This is a genomic window from Stenotrophomonas sp. YJH_SMC_101-4, assembly GCF_059370395.1.
Genome location: NZ_JCAFTP010000002.1, coordinates 805,914 through 828,035, shown reverse-complemented (window position 1 = coordinate 828,035; position 22,122 = coordinate 805,914). Strand labels below are relative to the sequence as shown.

16 protein-coding genes and 1 tRNA gene are annotated in these 22,122 nt (G+C 65.8%); 6 read left to right on the top strand and 11 right to left on the bottom strand.

Going from position 1 to position 22,122, the window contains the following annotated elements:
* Positions 1–127: 127 nt before the first annotated feature.
* The 4 genes from AC5P8D_RS10130 to AC5P8D_RS10115 all read left to right on the top strand — a co-directional run bounded on the left by AC5P8D_RS10130 (position 128) and on the right by AC5P8D_RS10115 (position 6,199).
* Positions 128–1,357: an MFS transporter gene (locus AC5P8D_RS10130; protein WP_049455339.1), complete on the top strand. Its 1,230-nt coding sequence runs from the start codon at positions 128–130 to the stop codon at positions 1,355–1,357.
* On the top strand, positions 1,354–2,511 hold the full coding sequence (locus AC5P8D_RS10125) for an ROK family protein (protein WP_049455338.1): 1,158 nt from the start codon (positions 1,354–1,356) through the stop codon (positions 2,509–2,511). Before AC5P8D_RS10130 ends, AC5P8D_RS10125 begins: the two co-directional genes overlap by 4 nt.
* 86 nt (positions 2,512–2,597) lie before the next feature.
* On the top strand, positions 2,598–5,093 hold the full coding sequence (locus AC5P8D_RS10120) for a TonB-dependent receptor domain-containing protein (RefSeq protein ID WP_049455337.1): 2,496 nt from the start codon (positions 2,598–2,600) through the stop codon (positions 5,091–5,093).
* On the top strand, positions 5,093–6,199 hold the full coding sequence (locus AC5P8D_RS10115; protein WP_049455336.1) for an ElyC/SanA/YdcF family protein: 1,107 nt from the start codon (positions 5,093–5,095) through the stop codon (positions 6,197–6,199). The genes AC5P8D_RS10120 and AC5P8D_RS10115 overlap by 1 nt, the downstream gene beginning before the upstream one ends.
* Positions 6,200–6,216: 17 nt before the next feature.
* Here the strand turns inward: AC5P8D_RS10115 and fauA are convergent, their stop codons facing one another.
* Together fauA and AC5P8D_RS10105 are read right to left on the bottom strand one after the other, a co-directional pair.
* Positions 6,217–8,388, bottom strand: a complete 2,172-nt coding sequence (fauA, locus tag AC5P8D_RS10110) for a TonB-dependent alcaligin siderophore receptor FauA (RefSeq protein WP_053092150.1) — start codon at positions 8,386–8,388, stop codon at positions 6,217–6,219.
* A gap of 111 nt (positions 8,389–8,499) precedes the next feature.
* Positions 8,500–9,435, bottom strand: a complete 936-nt coding sequence (locus AC5P8D_RS10105) for a helix-turn-helix transcriptional regulator (RefSeq protein WP_049455335.1) — start codon at positions 9,433–9,435, stop codon at positions 8,500–8,502.
* A gap of 139 nt (positions 9,436–9,574) precedes the next feature.
* Here AC5P8D_RS10105 and AC5P8D_RS10100 point away from each other — a divergent pair, with 139 nt between their 5' ends.
* The gene (locus tag AC5P8D_RS10100; protein ID WP_235650365.1) at positions 9,575–11,905 is read left to right on the top strand and encodes a TonB-dependent receptor; all 2,331 of its coding nucleotides are present in this window, start codon (positions 9,575–9,577) and stop codon (positions 11,903–11,905) included.
* Positions 11,906–12,019: 114 nt separating this feature from the next.
* A complete protein-coding gene (locus tag AC5P8D_RS10095) occupies positions 12,020–12,475 on the top strand; it encodes a DUF4189 domain-containing protein (RefSeq protein ID WP_032953406.1) in 456 nt (151 codons plus the stop codon).
* A gap of 95 nt (positions 12,476–12,570) precedes the next feature.
* Here AC5P8D_RS10095 and AC5P8D_RS10090 read toward each other — a convergent pair.
* The 9 genes from AC5P8D_RS10090 to hflX form a co-directional block, all read right to left on the bottom strand.
* Positions 12,571–12,663: transfer RNA gene (locus AC5P8D_RS10090), tRNA-Ser, on the bottom strand.
* A 78-nt stretch (positions 12,664–12,741) separates the two neighbouring features.
* Entirely contained in the window at positions 12,742–12,945 is a 204-nt protein-coding gene (gene csrA, locus AC5P8D_RS10085) for a carbon storage regulator CsrA (protein WP_004152909.1), read from the bottom strand.
* Between the two features lie 147 nt (positions 12,946–13,092).
* Positions 13,093–15,741, bottom strand: coding sequence for an alanine--tRNA ligase (gene alaS, locus AC5P8D_RS10080; RefSeq protein ID WP_010484254.1), 2,649 nt, complete (start codon positions 15,739–15,741; stop codon positions 13,093–13,095).
* Between the two features lie 110 nt (positions 15,742–15,851).
* Entirely contained in the window at positions 15,852–16,343 is a 492-nt protein-coding gene (recX, locus tag AC5P8D_RS10075) for a recombination regulator RecX (protein ID WP_010484253.1), read from the bottom strand.
* 110 nt (positions 16,344–16,453) lie between these two features.
* Positions 16,454–17,491: a recombinase RecA gene (gene recA / locus AC5P8D_RS10070; RefSeq protein WP_010484252.1), complete on the bottom strand. Its 1,038-nt coding sequence runs from the start codon at positions 17,489–17,491 to the stop codon at positions 16,454–16,456.
* 204 nt (positions 17,492–17,695) lie between these two features.
* A complete protein-coding gene (lexA, locus tag AC5P8D_RS10065) occupies positions 17,696–18,331 on the bottom strand; it encodes a transcriptional repressor LexA (protein WP_010484251.1) in 636 nt (211 codons plus the stop codon).
* 165 nt (positions 18,332–18,496) lie between these two features.
* Positions 18,497–20,179 carry a 2-polyprenylphenol 6-hydroxylase gene (gene ubiB, locus AC5P8D_RS10060; protein WP_049455352.1) on the bottom strand — a complete coding sequence of 561 codons (1,683 nt, stop codon included), beginning with the start codon at positions 20,177–20,179 and terminating at the stop codon, positions 18,497–18,499.
* 34 nt (positions 20,180–20,213) lie between these two features.
* Positions 20,214–20,708, bottom strand: a complete 495-nt coding sequence (locus tag AC5P8D_RS10055) for a CinA family protein (protein ID WP_010484249.1) — start codon at positions 20,706–20,708, stop codon at positions 20,214–20,216.
* Positions 20,709–20,811: 103 nt separating this feature from the next.
* A complete protein-coding gene (gene hflX, locus AC5P8D_RS10050) occupies positions 20,812–22,122 on the bottom strand; it encodes a ribosome rescue GTPase HflX (protein WP_019338214.1) in 1,311 nt (436 codons plus the stop codon).

Sequence of the window (22,122 nt, the reverse complement as noted above, 5' to 3'; positions counted from 1 at the left end):
TGCACGCCCGCGGCAGGGGGTGCAAGCCACGCGCTGAATGCCCGGCCACCCGCCATGTCAGGACCATGTCACACAGGGGTAGTAGAACGATCCAGCATCTCCGGCTCTTCTCCCCCAGTACACGGCGTTGAACGCGCAGCCCTCGCCACGGCACCTCTATGCCGCCGGCCACTTTGCCCGCACCCTGGCCTGGTCATTCGTGGATCTGGTGCTGGGCTACTACCTGCACGCCCGGCTGGGGCTGTCGGCGGCCCACACCGGCCAGCTGCTGGCCATTTCACTGGCCTACAGCAGCCTGCTCGATCTGCTGCTGGCCGCCGTGTTCACCCGCCTGCGCAACCAGCAGCGCCTCGCCCTGCGCCTGCAGCTCATCGGCGGGCTCGGCACGGCGGCCAGCGCCTGCCTGCTGTTCAGCCCGGGCAACGCAACCGAGCCCGCCTTCCTGCCATTGCTGGTCGCATCGTTGCTGTTCCGTACCTGCTATGCAGTCTACGACGTGGCCCAGAACGCGTTGACGTCGTTGCTGCCCCGTGACGAGGACGAGGCCATGCGCTATGTCTCCACCCGCGCCGTGGTAGTGCCGATCTCCAAGCTGTGCATTGCCTCGGCGCTGTTCGTCGTGGTCGGTACGCCTGCGTCCCAGGGCAGTGGCAACGCGTTGCTGATCTGCATGGTCATCGGCGTGCTGATCGCGGCCGCTGCGCTTCCTTTGGCCTGCGTCGCAACGCCCCCACGGCCCAGCGCAACCAGGACGCCCGCTGCTGTTGCCCTGCCCCTGCCAGCGCTGCTGCCGGTTCTGCTGGCCGCGGCGGCGGAGACGACGCTGGTCGGCCTGGCAGGGCGTCTGTTCCCCTTCGCCGAACATGGGGCAGCGCTGACCTTCGCGATGGTGGCGGGCATGGTGGTTGCCCCCTGGCTCTGCCTGCGCCTGCGTACAACGCTGCACAGCGAGACCGGGATGCTCGCGTTGATGTCGGTGCTGGCCGTCGGAGCCGTCGGCGTGTACCTGGCCCTCCCCTCCACGCCCATAGCGATTGCATGTGCCGCGACCCACGGGACGGCGGTGGCCAGCGTCGGCCTGGTACTGTGGCGACGCACCGCGCTGATCGCCCGTCGCCACGCCATCCATGGCGGACGCGACGATGACCTCAGCTGCTTTGCACTGCTCACCGGAACCATGAAGCTATCCATCGCGGCCTCTTCGTTGCTGCTGGGCGAAGTGCTGCCCGGTATACAGGCGGGCGATCTGGACACCTCGGTCGCCCTGGTCTCGCTGGTCGCCATCGGCAGCCTGCTTTCGCTGGCCGCATTGGCCTGGCCCATCCCTCCAGCACGCAGCGATGGCCTGCGCCCGTGAGCCTGGCCCCGACATCGCGGCTGCGCCGCAAGCCGCTGATCGCGCTGGAGGCCGACCATAAGCGCATCATCTGGCTGTTGCGCACGATGGGCGCGGTTCCCCGCATCACCATCGCCCACCAGCTGGGCATGCACAACGGCGCGTTGACCCGCCTGGCGCGTGAGCTGCTGATGCTGGAAGTGATCGAGGAGCAGGAACAGCTGTCCGATGGCCAGCGCGGCCGTCCGTCGGTGCCACTGGCGCTGTCCGGCCGGGGCGGCTATGCCGCCGGTGCCACGGTGCATCCCGGTTGGCTGGAGATCGCACTGGTGGATTTCGCCGGCCAGCTCATCGCCCGTGATGCCACCGCATTCGACAGCGCAGATCCCCACGATTTCGTCCATTGCGTGGACCAGCGCCTGCGCAGCCTCGCCAGCAGCACCGGACTGATGCGCGCGCGGTTCCTGGGCCTCGGCGTGGCCGTTCCGGGGCCCGTGGTCGAAACCGGTCCGGCACGCCGGCACGCGGTGGACTGGCTGCATGGCTGGCGCGATATCGACAACGACCAGTTCTTCGAAGACTACTTCGGCTTCCCGGTGTGGGTGGAGAACGATGCAACCCTGGCGGCGTTGGCGGAGTACTACGACAGCGGGCTGATCCGCGACTGCGCTTCGGCGCTGCTGCTGTATGTCGGCCACGGCGTGGGTGGCGGCGTGATCCACCGGCGTGATGTGATGCGCGGTGAGTTCGGCAATGCAGGCGACATCGGCCGCCTGTTCCGCATGGACGCACCGCGCCCCTCGGGCATCGACCTGCTGGCCACGTTGCGCGACGCCGGCGCCGGGATTCCTTCGTTGTTCGAGCTGGAGGCCTGCCTGGAAAGCCATGCCGGCATCATCAGTGCCTGGGCCGAACGCGCGGGAAACCAGCTGGGCGCAGCGGCCAATACCGGCGTGGCCTGGCTCGATCCGGGCGCCGTGATCCTGTCCGGTTCCCTACCCCGCCAGGTACTGGAAGCGTTGGGGCAACACCTGCAGCAGCCGGCACGCTGGAGCAGCGCGCTGGACAGCCTGCGCCTGCCGCAGGTGCATGTGTCACGGCTGGGAGGATCTGCGGTATCGGTGGGCGCGGCGCTGCTGCCGATCCACCAGCTGGGCGCCGATGCCATCGTTTAATTGTTTATTTCCGCCGAAGTAAACAATTCCGTCATCGCCCGGACCTACCGTGCAGCGGTCCCCCTTCCCTGCATGGCCGCCCTCCGATGAACATCAGCCCCCTGGTCCTGGGAATCTCCCTGGCCTTGATATCCCTGCACGGCAACGCTTCTGCGCAGGACGCCCCGGTCCAGAACCAGGGCAGCGTCGACGCCGCAACGCTGGATGCGGTGGTCGTCACCGGTGCGGCGCGCACCCAGCGTCGTTTCGATGCGTCCTTCGCAGTCAATTCGCTCAGCCGCGAAGACGTGCAGAAACTCGCACCGAAAAGCTATGCCGACCTGCTCGGGTCCGTGCCCGGCATCCATGTCGAAGCCACCGGAGGCGAGGTGCAGAACATCACCCGGCTGCGCGGCATTCCCACCGATCGTGGCTTCATCGCCTTCCAGCAGGACGGCCTGCCGCTCTACCAGGAGCTGGATGGCCACTTCTTCAATTCCGGCGACGGCATGAACCGGTTCGACGTGATGAACCAGCGGGTGGAGATCGTGCGTGGTGGTCCGGCGCCGATCTATGCGAGCAGTGGCGGCGCCATCGTCAACAACATCCTGGCCGAGGGCTCGGAACAGACCCACGGCAAGGCCCAGCTGACCGTCGGTGACACCGGGCTGTACCGTGGCGAGATGTACCAGTCCGGCGCCCTCGGCAAGGACACCTTCTATGCGGTCGGTGGATTCCTGCGCCAGCACGATGGCTACCGCGACAACGGCTTCCCGAACGACAAGGGCGGGCAGATCAGGGGCAACATCAAGCACTACTTCGATGACACCAGCTGGTTCAAGGTCAGCGGTACCTTCGTCGATGACCACAATACGTTCTACCTGCCGATCCCGGTCGCCGATCCGCGCAATCCCAGCGTCCCGCTGGACCCGTACATCGACTACTTCGACGGTACGCTGAACTCGCCGTCGCTGCGCAGTGTCAAACTGAAGTACCTCGATGGCGGCGGCGTCCTGCAGGGCATGAACCGCGACCTGGCCGATGGCCGGCACATGCGCTTCGGCAACATCGGCTTCCAGTACGAGAATACCGCCAGCGATTGGACGATCTCGCTGAAAACCGGTTACACCAAGGGCCGCAACACCTTCGACGCACTGTACTCGACCACCAACCCGGTCGACGCACGCACTTTCGCCAACGGCTATCTGGGCGCGGCCCGTAGCGCCTTCGGCGCCGGGGTCGCGCGGATGGGCTACGCTCTGGCCGGCAGCAACGGGGCGAGCGCCTACGACCCCTATGCCGACTCCGGCCTGGTGATCTCGGCCCAGTACCGGGCCGCAGATTCGGATTTCTACTCCGGCCAGGCCGACTTCAGTGCGACGCGGTTGTTTGAAACGGCCTGGGGCAGCCACGATCTGAACATCGGCGCATATACGGCCTTCTTCGGCACCACGGCCTTCAGTCTGTACCAGGATATGCTGATGGAGATGCGCGGCAAGCCACGCCTGCTGGATCTGGTGGCCTACGGCAACGATGGCGCCCCCTTGGGATACGTCACCGACAAGGGCGCGCTGCGTTACACCACTACCCTCAATCGCGGCAAAGTGGATGCCCGCATGTTCGCGGTGTATGCCAATGACACGTGGGCACTGACGGACCGCTTCAAGCTCGACGCAGGCATCCGCCATGAACGCTACCGCTATGAAGGCTATGCAGAGCAGACCGCCCAGGTCGACCTCGGCGACCGCACCACACTGGCCGACAACACCACGCGCCGGTTCACCGGCGTCGTCCAGAACCATCGCCTGGATCCGTCCGCGACCAACTGGACCGTCGGTGCGAACTTCGATTTCACCTCTTCGGTGGGTGCTTACGCCCGCGTCTCGCACATGGAGATCGTTCCCAACTCGTCAGTGGCACGCTCGATCGATCCCACCATCGTGCAGACCCAGCTGGACCAGTACGAGCTGGGCCTGAAGGCCGGATTCGCCCGGTCCTACCTGTACCTGACTGCGTTCTACACGAAGTTCGACCCGCTCAACGCCTCGTTCGTGGCGTTCAACCCGACGACCGGCCGCAATGACCAGTCGGTGCCGTTCATCGGTACCGCCGTCTCCAAGGGCATCGAACTGGATGGGCTGTTCCGGCCGCTCGACTGGTTCAGCATTGCCGGTTCGATCACGGTCAGCGATCCGCAGTACGACAGCCTGCAGAACGATTCCGGCGCCGATCCGGCCGCCGTCAACGGCAAGCAGATCGTTCGCGAGCCCAAGCTCTACGGCAACCTCCGCCCGACCTTCAGCTTCCAGCACGGCCAGGACCAGTTCGAGACCTGGCTGCGCTATGACGTGGTCGGCAAATCCTATGTTGATCTGTTCAACCAGACGGCGCTGCCTGCCTACCAGACCCTGGGGCTGGGCGTTTCATGGAAACGCGGCAACTGGGGCGCACAGCTGGTGGGCGACAACCTGACCAATGAAAAGGGACTCACCGAGGGCAACACCCGCACCGATGCCCTGGCCGGACAGGGTTCGGCCGAGGCAATCTATGGACGGCCGCTGTTCGGCCGCAACGTCCGCCTGATGGTGAGCAGGAGCTGGTGATGCATCGACGATTTGCCTTGTCCCTTGCCCTGCTTGCCGCGGCGGCGCTGCCGCTTGCGGCGGCGGCCGACGACCGCGACAGCGCCGCGCTGGCCGCACGACTGTTCCCCACCCTCATGCAGTTGAAGCCCGATACACTGCCCGGTGATGCGCGCGCCCTCCTGGCCGAACGCATGCAGCAGCTGGCCGACTGCCGGACCGCCACCTGCACGCTCGCGTCCGCACGCTGGACGCCCACGCAGGCCGGCCTGTTGATCGCCGCGGCTCCCGCGCACGCCCAAGCCATCGAACGGGAACTGGCAGGCCTCAACAACATTCTCTCCGTCTACGGCCAGGGCCAGCCACCCCGCTACGACGCCATCGACGGCCCGGTCGGCGCGGCGGGCAGCACGCGACTGGCCGGCGACGTCGCCATTGCCGTGCAAATGAGCGAGGTGGACGCCAGCGCGGCCTACACCGCCTTCGATCGCAGCATCGCGGTGGCGGTAGGCCTGCTCGATGCCAATGACCGCCTCGATGCGATCCGCTTCGAGCCGATCAGCGCGGGAATGAACGCCGCGCCGTTTGCGCGTGCGCGGCAGCTCGATTGGAATGCGCATCCGTACACCGCGATCATCGTGCTGGGCCAGGGACCGGACGAATTGACCACCCCGCTCAGCGCCGGCAGCAAGCTGCGCCTGAAGGCGGCCGCGCAGCGCTACGCGGCAGGTGACGCACCCTTCCTCATCGTCTCGGGTGGTGCGGTACATCCACGCGGCACCCGCAGCGTCGAAGCGGTGCAGATGCGCGAAGCGCTGATGGCACGCTTCGGCATTCCCGCAGATGCAATCATCATCGAGCCGTATGCCCGCCACACCACCACCAATCTGCGCAATGCGGCCCGGTTGCTGGCGGCCCTGCAGGCACCGCCGCGGCAACCGGCATTGGTGGTCAGCAGTCCATCGCATATCGATTCGGTCGCCAGCAGCGCCTTCAGCGAGCGCAACCGCCATGAACTGGGTTACGTTCCGGGCAAGGTCGGTTCACGCGTTTCGCCCTACGCGATCCCGTTCGTGCCGGCTCCCGAATCGCGGCGCATCGATCCGATGGATCCGCTGGATCCCTGAACCGCGCGACGGCATCTTCAGTAACCCACCTTCACCGTGAACATCACGTTTCGCGGTGCCCCGTACCAGCCCTGGTTGTAGAAGCCGATCTGCGAATAGTAATGGCGATCAAACAGGTTGTTGATGTTGACCGCCGCCGACACATTGGAGCTGAACTGGTAGCGCGCCATCAGGTTCACCAGTGCGTAGCTGGGCTGCTGCACCGGCACCCGGCGATTTCCGGGCGCGGTGGCGGTCTGGTACATGCGGTTCTGCCAGTCCACGCCACCGCCGATGGTCAGCCGGTCCCAGGCACCCGGCAGCCGCCAGGTAGTGAACAGCTTGAACAGGCTGCGCGGCTTGGCGGTGTTGATCGCCCTGCCCTGCGCGTCCTGCGCGATGAAGGTGGTGAAGCTGGTGCCCAGGCTCCACCCCGGCAGCGGCTCACCGGCCAGTTCCAGTTCCAGGCCGTCTACCGTTGCGCCCTTCACTGCGCGGTAGGCCGCCTGCGTGCTGCCTTCGACCAGACCACCGGTGGCCTCGGCCAGGTTGTCCTGCTGGGTGCGGAACAGCGCCACCGACGCATTCAAGCGCTCCTGCAGCCAGCTGCCCTTGACGCCCAGCTCATAGCTGCGGCCGCTGACCGGGTCGAGGATCTGTCCGGATTCGTTGCGGTTGTTCTGCGGCTTGAAGATGCCGGTATAGCTGGCGTAGGCGCTGCTGTAGTCGTTGAGGTCCCAGACCACGCCGGCATAGGGCACGAACTCGTTGCGGTAGCGGTACTTCCGTTTGCTGCCGAAGTAGACCTGGTCGGTCTCCCAGTTGCTCAGGCGGCCACCGACGATCACATGCAGCGGATCAGCCAGCGACAGCCGCGCCACGGCATAGGCACCGCTCTGATGATTGTCCAGATCATCGGCCTGGGTCCTGTTGCTGGCCCACACCGGCTCGGGCGTGCCCGGCCCGTGCCAGTCGAAATAGCTGGCCAACGGCGGCAACGGGGCCAGTGCGCGGTACTGCCCCAGTGCGATCTCGTCGCGTGAGCGCGACCAGCCGACGGACGCCGTGTGCTGGCGGCCGAACAGCTGGAAGGGACCGGTCAGGCTGACACTGACCGCCTCACGGCGCACCGGACCGTCGTAGCGGGTGAAGCTGTTGCCATTGGGCATCGCCCCGGTCACCGGATCGGGATAGCCGCCCCGGTAGAGATGCTTCATCTCCATATCGGTATGCGAGCGGCTGTAGGACACGCGTGCCTGCCAGTCGTTGCCGAAGCGATGGTTGAAATCGAAGAAGCCGTTGCGGGTATCGGTGCTCATCCGTGCCCACGGCGCGGTGGCCGATACCGAGCGGTCGAAGCGGGTACGCGTGCCGTCGGCATTGAACAGCGCAAAGCCGCTGCCGAAGCCACGATTGTCGTTGGCCTGGTAGGAGATACCGGCGATCAATCCGGTGTCCTCGCCCAGGTCCACGCTGACCACGCCGTAGAGCGTCTTCGTGGTGCTGTCCAGGCCAGCGGTGTAGCTGTCGCCCTCGGCCTGCGCAGCGACCATGCGGCCACGCACGCGCCCTTCCCGGCTGAGTGGGCTGGACACGTCCACCCAGGCACGGCGCGCGTCCCAGCTGCCGAGGCTGATGCCGCCACTGGCAGCAACGTCGCGCAGCGGGCGCTTGCGTACGTAGTTCACCGCCGCCGACGGATTGCCGGCACCGGTCATCAGGCCATTGGCGCCGCGCACGATCTCGATGCGGTCGTACACCACCATGTCCAGGTTGTTCTCGCCGAAATTCCACGGCGACAGCACCGGCATCACCACGCCATCGAACTGATAGTTGTCGATGTCGAAGCCGCGTGCCGAGAACGAGTAGCGGTTGGCATCACTGCGCGTGACCGAGATGCCCGGAGCAGTGGCCAGCGCATCGGCGGTGCTGAGCAGGCCCCGGTCCTCGATCTGCTGGCGGGTGATGACGCTGACCGACTGCGGCGTCCGCCGCGAGGTCAGTGACAACCCCGTCGCCGTGCCCATGGAGTCGGTGGTGTAGGAACGTGAGGATTCGGTGCTGCCATCGAGATCGGCCGTGACCTGCACGGTGGGCAGCTGCGAGGTGTTCGCGGCGGGGGCGCGCTCGGCGCCGTGGGCAGTATTGAACAGCGCCAGGGTCGTGCCGATGGCGGTTGCCAGGGCGCGCGGGCGGATACAGGCGGGCATGGGAGATCCAGCAGGAGAGAAAGGCTGGATGAGAATTATTGTCATTTGATCGTGAGCACACGTATGCGTAGACGCAGCAGATGTATGCGCACTGCCGACGCTGATCCGGCGTCAGCGCAGCTGGCTGGGCGCGATGCCGTAGCGCGCACGGAACGCGGTCGCGAAATTCGTGGCATGCCGGTAACCGACGAAATGCGCGGCCTGCTGTACGCTGCAGCCCTGCCGCAGCTGCGCGCAGGCCAGTTGCAGGCGATGCTCGCGCAGCCAGCCGAACACCGAGCACTGATACACCTGCTGGAACTTCAGGCGCAGGCTGCTTGGGCTCATGCAGGCCAGGCCCGCCAGATCCTCCAGGCTGTGTTCGGCGGCCGGTGCCGCCTGCAGGCAATCGATCACCCGCTGCAGCATGCGGCGGTCACGTGCTGAAACACGCAGGTCCGGCGATGCCTCCCTCGCAGGCGACCCCAGCGCCAGGGCCAGCATCTGTAGGCCGATACTCTCGCACAGCAGTGCATGCATCGCGCCGTGCCAGCTGCCCGACAGCAGCTGGTCAGCGGCGTGCTCGAGATGCCCGGGAACCAGCCAACCACGTAACCGCGGGTGACCGGTGCGATGCGCGGTGGATAGCAGTTCGCTGATCATCGGGTCGTCAATCCCGGCAGGTGCGTCCAACGAGACATTCAGGCTGCGCATCCGCTGCCCGGCGGGATGAATCGCGGTCATCGGTGCTGCCTCGGCCAGCACCATCGTGCCGGCACCCGGGTTCATGCCGATCACTGCCTGCCCCGCCAGCCGCGCCCCTGCGCGTCCCTCCAGCATCACGATCGCCGAGAAGGCCGGCGGCGATTCCGAAGTTGCCTCGAACGGCTGATGGGCGATCACGTCCGACAGCGCCAGGGTCATGCCCGGGCGCAGGCGACGCTGCTCCACCCTGCCTTGCACCACGCACTGTTCACCCGACAGATCGGCGGCCGACGCCGGCAGGCGATAGCGGAAGCCGCTGCTGCGGCCCAGGCGATCAAGGTCGGCAAGGGTGAGGTTGAGCATGATGGGACCAGAGGGGATCGTCCCGCATTTTCATATGAGAACCATTCTCATATCCACCGCCTGCCGCAAGGCCCATTTCGCCCTTGTCGATACAAATAGTTACGTTATAACATTTCACATTGTTTTCACGGATCATGCCATGCGTCGCCACCTGCTTGCTGCTGCCATTCTGTTCGCCGTCCACACCGCCCAGGCCGCGGACGAACCCACCCTCCCCACCCTCCAGGTCCAGGCCTCCCAGCCCTCGCGCATCGACACCCGGGTCACTGTCGACAACCCACAGGCGCAGAACCGCACCCTCGGCGGCCTGCTTGAACACGTCTCCGGCGTGCAGAGCAGCGCCTTCGGGCCAAACGCGGGCGCTCCGGTCATCCGCAGCCTCAGCGGCAACCGCGTGCAGATCCTGCAGGACGGCCAGTCCATCCTCGGCATGAACGCGATCAGCGGCGACATCAACATTCCGTTCGATCCGCTGTTCGTACGCAGTGTGACCGTCAACAAGTCATCCGACACCGTGCGCTACGGCGGCAATGCGATCGGAGGCAGCGTGGAGATCGATCCGGGCCTGATCTCGCGCAGCATGGAAGACAGGGACCAGTCGATGGAACTGGTCCTGCGCAAGGGCTTCAATGCCGCCGACGCGCAGGGCTTCCGCATGAACTTCAACAACCAGCGCAACCTCTCGACCAACCTGCAGGTCTCTCGGCAGCGCATCTCGCACTACGACATCCCCGGCAACAGCAAGGCCAGTGTCTGCAACACCCGACTGTTTCCGCCGACCGGCGGCGTCAACTCGGCGCTGGCCGACAGCTGCCAGAAGGAGGCGCGCGTCCAGCAGATCTACAACAAGGCCTCGCAGCCTTACATCGACCAGTTCATGACCGAAAACCCGGACTGGGCCGATGGTGATTTCTCGTTCTACACCAACAACCCGACTTCGGTCTGGCAACGCCGTACCTATATCAATCCGGTCAATCCGGCCTATGTCGCCGGCACGCCGTCATACGTACAGAAGCAGATCAACAATGATGTGACGCCCGATTACCATCACCGGTTGGGCAACAGTTACGCGCGCAATTCGCAGGTGGCGTTCGGGTCGACCCTGTTCTTCGACCGTGGTTACGTGGGTGTCAGCATCGATGCCAAGGACAGCGAATACGGCGTGCCCGGGTTCTCGATGCAGAACCTGTCGTTCGGTTCCAACTACGCCAACGCATTGCCGGTGGGCGTGGTGATCAAGCAGGAACGCTACGCACTGGAAGCCCTGTTGCGCGACCCGCTGCCGTGGTTCGAGCGCGCCGAACTGCGTGTTTCCAAGCTGGACAACACCTCGGGCGAACGGCTGGGTGCCACCCGGGCCAACGACTACGATTTCGAGAGCACCCAGGCCGAACTGCTGCTGAGCCATCAGCCTGTCGGTCCGCTCAGCGGCCTGTTCGGTTACAGCCACCAGTCGCGTGATGTCACCGGCAGCGGCTCGCTGCGCTACCTGCCTGACGTCGACACCCGCAGCAATGCAGTGTTCCTGAAGGAGACGCTGGACTACGGCTGGGCCAGTTTCGACGCTGGCGTGCGCCACGAGCGTGTCGATCACGAACTGCAGCCGAGCCGCTTCAAGACCGCACGCAATGCCGCCAACACGAAACTGCAGGATCGTTCCTACCGGCTCAACAGCTACGGCCTGGGTTCGTATGTCGAGCTCGGTCCGTTGTTCGCCGCCAAGGTGCGCTACTCGTCCTCGCAGCGCGCACCGGAGATCAATGAGCTGTATGCGAGCAACGCGCACTACTCCGTGATGACCCAGGAAGAAGGCAACCAGAACCTCGTGCCAGAGCGCGCGAAAAACCTGGAGCTGACCGGCCTGTTCCATATCGGAGGGTTCGAATTGTCGGCCACCGCGTATCGGATGAAGTACGAGAACTATCTGTACCTGGGTTACTCGGGCGTGCAGACCGCCAACCGCCTGCCGCTGAAATACTGGAAGCAGACCGACACCACGGTGAAGGGCTTCGAGATCGACGCATCGCAGGCCCTGGACCTTGGCCGCTATGGCACGTTGAACATCTCCGCCTTCGCCGACCTGGTGAAGAACAAGGCCGATCACCCCGATTCGCTGCGTGCCCACAACGACGGCGAGTACCTGCCGAACATGCCGACCAACCGCTACGGCGCCAATCTGCAGTGGCAACGCGAGGGTTGGAAGGCGCAGCTGTCCAGCACCTACTACGACACGCAGAAGTACCTCGGCCGCAACGTCAGCGAGGAAGTGCCACTGGATGCCTTCAACCTGGTCGACCTGCAGGTCAGCCGTGAGCTGCCGGTACGCAACAGCTACATCGCCGGCATGGAGGTGTTCATCAACGGCAGCAATCTGCTCAATGAAGAAGCACGCCCGCACAACTCGCCGTTGAAGTACATCGCGCCGTTGCCGGGGCGTGGTTTCCAGGTGGGGGTGACGGTGAGGCTCTGACGGTCAACCGATGGCGCCGCCCGCGGTTCGATGAACTGCGGGCTCGGCGTAGTGGCGGCAACGTTGCGCTTCAAACCCGGTCTGATCCACCATCAGCAGAAAATGGAGATGGGAATGAACTGGATGCGCCCCCTGTCACTTGGCCTGTTGCTGTGCCTGTCATCCGGCGCCAACGCGGCCTCCGCCATCGTCTACGACGACGATGGCCGCTACGGCTACGCCATGAACCACAGCACGCTGTCGGCTGCGATGCAGCGCGCACTGCAGCACTGCGCCGTTCGGTCCCGCAACTGCGCGCAGACTGCCACGACCACCGCGGTGGGATATTCGGCGATCGCTACCGGCACCGTCGCCATGGGCTTTGCACTTGGGGAAAAGACGGCGGACGCCGCACAACGCAAAGCGGAAAGAATGTGCAGGCAACGTGCCAATGACTGCACACTGGCAATTCTCTGGCGCGAAACGCCAAGCGGCATTGCGCCGCCCGCTCATCCGGGTCATGCGGTGCCGGAGCCCAGGCTCTATTCCTCGCCCGAAGTCGGGCAGGACGCGGCTGGCACCACCCACTAGGCCTGCACAACGCCCGTGCGGCGCGGCCGTGTGTTACCGCGTTGAACAAAGAAAAACGCCTGCAGATCGAGGATCTGCAGGCGCTTCTTTGTATCTGGCGGAGTGAGAGGGATTCGAACCCTCGATAGAGCTTTTGACCCTATACTCCCTTAGCAGGGGAGCCCCTTCGGCCACTCGGGCATCACTCCGGGGTTTTCTCCGCGTCTGGTGCGTTGCACCTCAGCGGGGCGTGAATCATAACGTTAATCGAGTGCGAAGGTAAAGCGTTATTCGGCAGAATTTTCGCTACCGGTGCCACCGGCTTCATCACCACGCTGGATGCGCTGATAGATCTCTTCGCGATGCACAGCGACGTCCTTCGGCGCGGTGATGCCGATACGCACCTGGTTACCCTTGACGCCAAGCACGGTGACGCTCACCGAGTCACCGATCATCAGGGTTTCGCCGACGCGGCGAGTCAGGATCAACATTTTTGTAAGTCTCCATGGAACCGTGTGGAAGGGTATCCCCCACCGGCTTGACGCTCCGTCAAGAAGCGCTACCACGACAAAGGGAAAAGATTCGCAATGGTACCGTCAGCCGTCCCGCTCCTACAAGGAGGGGGACGGCCAGGTTCATCACAGGCGGGGGCTGACCCATTCGACGACTGCAGCCAGCGCAGTGGCAAGGGCGGGCCCGTCCTCGCCACCACCCTGGGCGAGGTCCGGGCGTCCGCCGCCCTTGCCCCCGATCTGACTGGCGATATGGGACAACAGTTCCCCGGCCTTGACCTTGCCCATTGCACTGCCGTTCACACCCGCAACCAGGGCAGCCTTGCCGTCCTGGGCACCGGCCAGCACGATCACCGCATCGCCCAGCTGCTGCTTCAGGCGGTCCATGGCGTCACGCAGGGCCTTGGCATCGAAGCCCTCCAGGCGGGCAGCCAGCACCTTCACGCCGGCAACCTCGACAGCCTGGCCGGACAGGTCGGCCGTGGCACCGGCGGCGACCTTGGCCTTCACGGCCTCCAGCTCGCGCTCCAGCAGCTTCTGGCGCTGGCCAAGGGCACGGATCTTCTCGACCACGTCGGCAGCGCTGCCACCGAGCAGGTCGGCGGCCTCGGCCAGGCGGGCCTCTTCGGCGTCCACGTAGTCCAGGGCGCCCTGGCCGGTGACCGCTTCGATACGGCGCACGCCAGCCGAGACACCGCCCTCGGAGGTGATCTTGAACAGGCCGATGTCGCCGGTGCGGTTGACGTGGGTACCGCCGCACAGCTCGGTGGAGTAGTCACCCATCTTCAGCACGCGCACGTGCTCACCGTACTTTTCGCCGAACAGGGCCATGGCGCCGAAGTCCAGCGCTTCCTGCATGCCCATGTTGTGCACTTCGGCAGCGTTGTTCGCGCGCACCTGCTGGTTGACCTTGCGCTCGATCACAGCCAGCTCTTCCGCGCTGATCGGCTGGAAGTGCGAGAAGTCGAAACGCAGGCGGTCCGGAGCGACCAGCGAGCCCTTCTGCTGCACGTGGGTGCCCAGCACTTCGCGCAGGGCGGCATGCAGCAGATGGGTGGCCGAGTGGTTGAGGATGGTGGCGCCGCGGCGCTCGCCATCGACCTGGCCGGACAGCACGTCGCCGACCTTCAGGCCGCCGTCGGACAGGGTGCCGACGTGGCCATGGAACTGGCCGGCGAACTTCTGGGTATCGTCCACCGCCAGGCGCACTCCGTTGCCGGTCAGCACGCCGGTGTCGCCGACCTGGCCACCGGATTCGGCGTAGAACGGGGTCTGGTCGGTGATCACGATGACTGCGTCACCGGCATCGGCCGACTGCACCGGACGACCGTCCTTCAGCACGGCCAGCACGGTCAGGCCGTCGGCCTGCAGGCGGTCGTAGCCGAGGAACCGGGTCGGGCTCAGGGTCGCCACCAGCTCGGCCGGCAGGGTCACGCCGCCACCGAACTTGCCGGCCGCACGTGCGGTTTCGCGCTGCTGTTCCATCGCAGCATCGAAGCCGGCGATGTCGACGGTCAGGTCGCGCTCGCGGGCGATGTCCTGGGTCAGGTCGAGCGGGAAGCCATAGGTGTCGTACAGGCGGAAGGCGTCAACGCCCGGGATCACGCCATTGCTGGCCTTGCCCGCGACGTCTTCGAAGATCTTCATGCCGGCGTCGAGGGTTTCAGCGAAACGCTCCTCCTCGGCCTGCAACGCACGGGTGACGGTGTCAACCGCTGCCGGCAGTTCCGGATAGGCCTCGCCCATCTGCTCGACCAGGGTCGGCACCAGCTTGCTGAAGAACGGCTGGCGCACACCCAGCATCCAGCCATGGCGCAGGGCGCGGCGGATGATACGGCGCAGCACATAGCCACGGCCTTCGTTGGAAGGCAGCACGCCATCGACGATCAGGAACGAACAGGCACGGATGTGATCGGCGATCACACGCAGCGACTTGTTTTCCAGGTCGGCGGTGCCGGTCAGCTCGGAGGCCTTACGGATCAGGGCCTGGAACAGGTCGATCTCGTAATTGGTGTGCACGTGCTGCAGGATCGCCGCCAGGCGCTCCAGGCCCATGCCGGTATCCACGCACGGCGCCGGCAGCGGCACCAGGGTACCGTCGGGCTGGCGGTCGAACTGCATGAACACCAGGTTCCAGATCTCGATGAAACGGTCGCCGTCCTCATCCGGGGATCCCGGGGGACCACCGGCGATATGGTCGCCGTGGTCGTAGAAGATCTCGGTGCACGGGCCGCACGGGCCGGTGTCGGCCATCTGCCAGAAGTTGTCCGAAGCGAACGGCGCGCCCTTGTTGTCACCGATGCGCACGATGCGCGCTTCCGGAATGCCGACCATGTCGCGCCACAGTTCGTAGGCTTCGTCATCGGTCTGGTAGACGGTGACCAGCAGGCGCTCGGCCGGCAGCTTCCAGACCTGGGTCAGCAGTTCCCAGGCCCAGGCGATCGCGTCCTTCTTGAAGTAGTCGCCGAAGGACCAGTTACCCAGCATTTCGAAGAAGGTGTGGTGGCGTGCGGTGTAGCCGACCTGGTCGAGGTCGTTGTGCTTGCCGCCGGCGCGCAGGCAGCGCTGGACGTCGGCCGCGCGCACATAGCTGCGCTTCTCCGCACCAAGGAACACGTCCTTGAACTGCACCATGCCGGAGTTGGTGAACAGCAGGGTCGGATCATTGCCCGGCACCAGCGGCGCCGACGGCACGATGGTGTGGCCTTTGCCCTTGAAGAATTCAAGGAAGTCGCTGCGGATCTGGGAAGTCGTGAATTTGGCGGATGCGTTCATTGGGGGGCTGGCAGTCTGCGGGCCGGCGGGCCCGGACCACCGGCCGCATTGGCCAGGGTCGCGAGGGACCGCCGAAAACCTAAAGGGTATCAGGCCCGGCGCCGCCAGTCTCAGTCATCCGGGTCGTAGCGGGTCGCACGGCGGATGCTGTCGCCGTCGAAGCCGCGTCGGGCCAGCAGATCGGCGGCCTTGCGCCGCTGCGTCAGGTCCTGCGGGCCGGCCTCGCCAAAGCGTCGGCGGACCAGGTCACGGGCGTTTTCCTGCCAGTCGCCTTCGTAGCTGTCCATCGCCGCGGCAATCGCGGCACTGTCCAGGCCGTGGGTCCCCAGCTCGGCGCGGACATGGATCGGCCCATAGCCGGTGTTGGCACGCATCCGCACCAGATTCTCGGCAAAACGGGTGTCGTCCTGCCAGCCGGCCTCGGTGAGCTTGGCGACAGCCGCCTGCGCCGCATCGTCTTCGATGCCGCGTGCGGTCAGCTTGCGGGTGAGTTCCTTGCGCGAGTGCTCGCGGCGTACCAGCAGGCCCAGCGCCCGTTGCACGGGGGTCTGCTCACGCGGCCGGCGTTTGCGACCGGTGGGAATGTCGTCGGCGTCGGACATGCGTACTCCAAGGGTGGCGCCATCCGTGGCGCCCAGCCCATCCCTGGGCGATTCGAACCTGCGGGACAGGGCGACGTCACTGACGGCGCCGCCCTGCCCCACAGCAAGCTTTACTCGTCGTCGCCTTCGTCGTCGCCTTCCTCACGGCTGGCTTCGGTCGGCTGGAACTTCTCGCGCAGCTCGGCTTCGAGCTTCGCAGCAACTGTCGGGTTGTCGCGCAGGTAACCGCGGGCGTTGTCCTTGCCTTGGCCGATGCGTTCTTCGCCGTAGCTGTACCAGGCACCGGCCTTCTCGACCAGCTTGGCATCCACCCCCATGTCGATCAGCTCGCCCTCGCGGCTGATGCCCTCGCCGTACAGGATCTCGGTGATGACCTGCTTGAACGGAGGCGCCAGCTTGTTCTTGACGACCTTGATCTTGGTCTGGTTGCCGATGATCTCGTCACCCTTCTTGATCGCGCCGATACGGCGGATGTCCAGGCGCACCGAGGCATAGAACTTCAGCGCGTTGCCGCCGGTGGTGGTTTCCGGGCTCTGGCCCGGCATCATCACACCGATCTTCATGCGCAGCTGGTTGATGAAGACCACCAGGGTGTTGGAGCGCTTGATGTTGCCGGTCAGCTTGCGCAGCGCCTGGCTCATCAGGCGGGCCTGCAGGCCCGGCAGCTGATCGCCCATCTCGCCTTCGATTTCGGCCTTCGGGGTCAGTGCGGCGACCGAGTCGATCACCAGGATATCGACCGAACCCGAGCGGACCAGCATGTCGGCGATTTCCAGCGCCTGCTCACCGGTATCCGGCTGCGACAGCAGCAGGTCGTCCACGTTCACGCCCAGCTTGGCGGCGTAGATCGGGTCCAGCGCGTGCTCGGCATCGATGAAGGCCGCGGTGCCGCCCATCTTCTGGCATTCGGCGATGGCCTGCAGGGTCAGCGTGGTCTTGCCCGAGGATTCCGGCCCGTAGATCTCGACGACACGGCCCTTCGGCAGACCGCCGATGCCCAGTGCGATGTCGAGCATCAGCGAACCGGTCGGGATGGCTTCGACGGGCTCGACCACGCGGTCGCCCATGCGCATCACCGAGCCCTTGCCGAACTGCTTTTCGATCTGGCCCAGAGCTGCAGCGAGGGCGCGCTTCTTGTTCTCGTCCATCGGTTGGGTCCTTGCAGAGGTCGTGTCGTTGGAGGTGCTGTCTTTGGGGGTCTTCTTTGCCATGGGCTCACTTTAAGTCGGACGTATCGCACAGGCTGAGATTCTGCCCGGCGCTCTGAAAAGAATTATCGGACATCCGTACCAACCTCAGTGGAACCAGAGAATCGCCACAAAAGACCGCGGGGTAATGCGCTATGGAACGGGTCAACGGTTGGGTCGCAACAGGCCGCAATAGAGGCCTTCGATCGAGAAGTCCTGGTCCGGTTGCACCTCGATCGGCTTGTAGTCGGGGTTGCGCGGCAGCAGGCGGATACGATCCTTGGCGATCTTCAGCAGCTTGACGGTGATCTCGTCATCGATGCGGGCCACCACGATCTGCCCGGAATGGGCGTCGCGGGTGCGGTGCACGCCGATCAGGTCACCGTCGAAGATGCCCTCGTCGATCATCGAATCGCCCTGCACCTTCAGCAGGTAGTCCGGCGCTGGCGAGAAGAACACCCGGTCCAGCACCACGAAATCGTCCGAGCCGATATCGGCGCCGATCGGCAGGCCCGCCGCAACCCGGCCGAGCACCGGCAGGCGCAGCACGCTGTCGGGCAGGCCTGGCTCGGCCAGCTTCTCGACCGGCGGCGCCTGCACCAGCCGGATGCCGCGGGCCTGGCCCGGGATGCGACGGATCGCACCGGCCTGCTCCAGGGCCTCCAGGTGGTACTGGGCCGCGCGCACGCCCTTGAAGCCGAACGCACGTGCGATTTCAGTCTGCGACGGCGGTGCGCCTTCGCTCTCGATACGCTCGGCGATCAACTGCAGGATCGCCTGCTGGGTGTCGGTCAGGTCCATGATTAGTAGTATTACTACTAACTCACAGGACTGCAAGTGCCGGAGACGACACGGCGACATCTGTAGTACCGAGCCGTGCTCGGCAATGTGGCGAATGGCTGGGCTGACCTGGGCGAGAGCAGCCGAGCATGGCTCGGCTCTACAGGAATCGCTGCGGCAAGCACACTAGTTGTGCTTGCCGCTTCTCCAGATCGAGAACAGGATCCACACACCGCAGAAGCCGGCGCCGATGAAGCCGCAGACCCCCAACGCCAGCAGCCAGCGGCTGGAGACGCCACCGACGCTGTGCATCACGATCGACGAGCCGATGATCAACGCGGCAGTGACGATGCCCATCACCAGCCGGTTCGCGGCCCGGTTCACCTGTTCGCCAAAGCCCTGCAGTGCGGTGGTTTCCACCTTCAGCTGCAGGCGCCCACGGCGCGCTGCCTGTACCAGCTTGCGCAGGTCGCGCGGTAGTTCGCCGGCGAAGTCGACCAGGCCCAGCAGGCTGCGTCGGCCACGCTTGAGCAGCGCCGTGGGGGCATAGCGCTGCAGCACCACCCGCTCCAGGAACGGGCGCGCGGCGCTGGCCATGTCGAAATCCGGGTCCAGCTGCCGCCCCATCCCTTCCAGGGTCAGGAACGCCTTGATCATCAACGCCAGGTCAGCCGGCAGGGTCAGGCTGTAGCTGCGCAGCAGCTGGGTGATGTCGCCCAGCATCAGGCCGATGCGCAGGTCCTTCAGCGGCACGCCACGGTATTGGTCGACGAACTGGCTGATGTCGTGCTGCAGCCGGTTCTCGTCCACCTCGACACCGCCGGCCCAGTCCAGCAGCACGTCGGCCACGCCCTGCGGGTCCTGCTCGACCAGCCCGTGCAGCAGCTGAGCCACCTGGAAACGCCGCACTTCCGACAAGGCGCCGACCATGCCGAAATCGATCACGCCGATGCGGCCGTCACGCAGGTAGATGATGTTGCCCGGGTGCGGGTCGGCATGGAAGCTGCCGTCCTCCAGCACCATCTTCAACACGATGTCGGCACCGCGTCGCGCCAGTTCGCGGCGGTCCAGCCCAGCCGCATCGACACCGGCGAGGTCCCGGCCGGGAATGCCGTCGACGAAATCCTGCACGTTCAGGCTCTCGCAGGTCCACTGCCAGTGCACGCTGGGTATCAGGATGTCGTCACGGCCGTTGAAGTTGCGCGCGATGCGCTCGGCATTGCGGCATTCGGCGGCGAAATCCAACTCGCGGCGCAGCGACACGGTGAACTGCTGCACGACTTCGGCCGGGCGGTAACGTCGCAGATCCGGCAGTCGGGCCTCGACGATCTCGGCCAGACGGGCCAGCAACCGCAGGTCGGCCTCGACCACATCGCGGATGCCGGGGCGCCGTACCTTCAGCACCACCTCGCGACCGTCATGCAGGCGCGCACGATGGGCCTGCGCCAGCGAGGCGGCCGCCATCGGGGTTTCGTCGAGGAACGCGAACACGTCCTGCGGAGACGCACCAAGATCGGCTTCGAGCTGCTCGCGGATATCCGCATATGGCAGCGCCGGTACTGCGTTCTGCAGTTCGGAGAGCTCGGCGATCCATTCCGGCGGCAGCAGGTCGACGCGCGTCGCCAGCACCTGGCCGAGCTTGACGAAGGTCGGACCAAGATCCTGCATTGCGCTGCGCACGCGCACCGGTGCGGTCATCCGCAGCAGCTCCTGGCGGTCCTCGTTCCAGTGCAGCAGGCGCCCTGCCCGCTCCAGCGTGGTGGCCAAGCCGATGCGCCGCACCACGTCGCCGAAGCCATAGCGGATCAGGACAACGGCGATTTCCTGCAGTCGGCCCAGGTCACGGACCGTGCCCAGCGTTTCCCACATCATGCGTGCTCCGGACGATTACCGGAGCAGCATGTCACAGCTGGGCGTCGATACCGCGCAATGCCGCCGCCACGGTTTGCCGGCGGATGGCTTCGCGGTCGCCATCGAACTGGAACAGCTCGGCGCGGGCGTAGCCGCCACGGCGCTTCCAGCCGATCCAGACGCTGCCGACCGGCTTGTCCGGGCTCCCGCCACCGGGGCCGGCGATCCCGGTCACCGCGACGGCGATACCGGCGCCGGAGTTGACCAGGGCACCGGACACCATTTCCAGCACGGTTTCGCGGCTGACCGCGCCGAACTGCTCCAGGGTCTGCGCGCGTACGCCCAGCAGGCGCTGCTTGGCCTCGTAGCTGTAGACCACCATGCCGCAGTCGAAGAACGCCGAGGAACCGGCAATGTCGGTCATGCACTTGGCGATCCAGCCACCACTGCAGCTTTCAGCGGTCACCAGCTGCAGCGAGGCCTGCTGCAGGCGCTGCCCGAGCGCGGCGGACTGGGCGTTGAGTTCAGCGTCGGTGGGGATGGACATCGGCATGACGGTGGGATGAAGAGCCTGCACGTTGTACCGCAGATGACAGGCTGATGTCGCGCGCCGCCGCGATAGCAGTCGCCGAGCATGGCCCGGCGCTGCCTCACCACTCCGGCAGCTTCTCCGGCAGCAGCGCCCGGATCGGTGCGCCGTCGGCACTGGCGGCCAGCTTTTCGGCTTCGGCGATCGGCAGGTCGACCTGCAGCAGCCAGCCTTCCTCGTCGGCCTGCTCACTGCGGATCACTTCCAGCTGGTGCAGGCGCGCGCGCAGGCGGCCCGCATCCGGCGGCAGGCGCAGTTCGCCGGTGACGTGCTGCAGTCCCAGGCGCTTGCCCAGCACCGCCTGCAGCAGGTCCAGGCCCTGCCCGTCACGCGCGGAAATCCACACCCGCTCGCGGCGCGACTCGTCCGGGATACCGTCCTGGCCGTCGTGACGGACGTCGGCGCCTTCAATGCGGTCGATCTTGTTGAACACCAGCAACTGCGGCAGATCACCGGCACCGACTGCGGTCAGTACCTCGTCCACCTGGGCGATGCGCTCCTCGCGGTGCGGATCGGCGGCGTCGACCACGTGCAGCAGGAAATCGGCCTCGCGTGCCTCCGACAGCGTCGAGCGGAACGCGGCGACCAGGTCATGCGGCAGGTCGCGGACGAAGCCGACGGTATCGGCCAGCACCACGTTGCCGCCGGGGACCGCGATGCGTCGCACGGTCGGGTCCAGCGTTGCGAACAGCTGGTCGGCGGCATAGGCCTCGGCGCCGGTCATGGCGTTGAACAGGGTCGACTTGCCAGCGTTGGTGTAGCCCACCAGGGCCACGCGCGGCAGCTCGCTGCGCACACGCGCACGGCGCATCTGGGTACGCTGCACCTCGACCTTTTCCAGGCGCTTCTGCAGCTGCTCGACCCGCTTCTGCAGCAGGCGCCGGTCGGTTTCCAACTGGGTTTCACCCGGGCCGCGCAGGCCGATCGAACCGCCGCGCTGGCGCTCCAGGTGGGTCCAGCCGCGCACCAGCCGCGTGGCCAGGTGACGCAGCTGCGCCAGCTCGACCTGCAGCTTGCCCTCGTGGCTGTGCGCACGCTGGGCAAAGATGTCCAGGATCAGGCCGGTACGGTCGATCACCCGGCGCTCCAGGAACCGTTCCAGGTTGCGCTCCTGGCCCGGGCTCAACGCATGGTTGACCAGGACCAGGTCGGCACCACTGGCGTCGGCCGCCGCCTTGATCTCGTCCAGCTTGCCGCTGCCGATCAGGGTCGACGGATTCGGACGGTCCAGGCGCGCGGTGATCGTCGCGGCAATGCTGGCCCCAGCCGAGCGGGCCAGATCACCGAATTCTTCCAGCACATCGTCTTCCAGCTTGCCGAAATGGGGCTGGATCAACAGGGCGTGTTCGCCCTTTTTCGAGCGGTCAAACAT

Bases quoted from the DNA above. Each gene is read 5' to 3' on its own strand.
- AC5P8D_RS10120 (WP_049455337.1), top strand. From the start codon at position 2,598: ATGAACATCAGCCCCCTGGTCCTGGGAATCTCCCTGGCCTTGATATCC.
- AC5P8D_RS10115 (WP_049455336.1), top strand. From the start codon at position 5,093: ATGCATCGACGATTTGCCTTGTCCCTTGCCCTGCTTGCCGCGGCGGCG.
- fauA (WP_053092150.1), bottom strand. From the start codon at position 8,388: ATGCCCGCCTGTATCCGCCCGCGCGCCCTGGCAACCGCCATCGGCACG.
- AC5P8D_RS10105 (WP_049455335.1), bottom strand. From the start codon at position 9,435: ATGCTCAACCTCACCCTTGCCGACCTTGATCGCCTGGGCCGCAGCAGC.
- AC5P8D_RS10100 (WP_235650365.1), top strand. From the start codon at position 9,575: ATGCGTCGCCACCTGCTTGCTGCTGCCATTCTGTTCGCCGTCCACACC.
- AC5P8D_RS10095 (WP_032953406.1), top strand. From the start codon at position 12,020: ATGAACTGGATGCGCCCCCTGTCACTTGGCCTGTTGCTGTGCCTGTCA.
- csrA (WP_004152909.1), bottom strand. From the start codon at position 12,945: ATGTTGATCCTGACTCGCCGCGTCGGCGAAACCCTGATGATCGGTGAC.
- alaS (WP_010484254.1), bottom strand. From the start codon at position 15,741: ATGAACGCATCCGCCAAATTCACGACTTCCCAGATCCGCAGCGACTTC.
- recX (WP_010484253.1), bottom strand. From the start codon at position 16,343: ATGTCCGACGCCGACGACATTCCCACCGGTCGCAAACGCCGGCCGCGT.
- recA (WP_010484252.1), bottom strand. From the start codon at position 17,491: ATGGACGAGAACAAGAAGCGCGCCCTCGCTGCAGCTCTGGGCCAGATC.
- lexA (WP_010484251.1), bottom strand. From the start codon at position 18,331: ATGGACCTGACCGACACCCAGCAGGCGATCCTGCAGTTGATCGCCGAG.
- ubiB (WP_049455352.1), bottom strand. From the start codon at position 20,179: ATGTGGGAAACGCTGGGCACGGTCCGTGACCTGGGCCGACTGCAGGAA.
- AC5P8D_RS10055 (WP_010484249.1), bottom strand. From the start codon at position 20,708: ATGTCCATCCCCACCGACGCTGAACTCAACGCCCAGTCCGCCGCGCTC.
- hflX (WP_019338214.1), bottom strand. From the start codon at position 22,122: ATGTTTGACCGCTCGAAAAAGGGCGAACACGCCCTGTTGATCCAGCCC.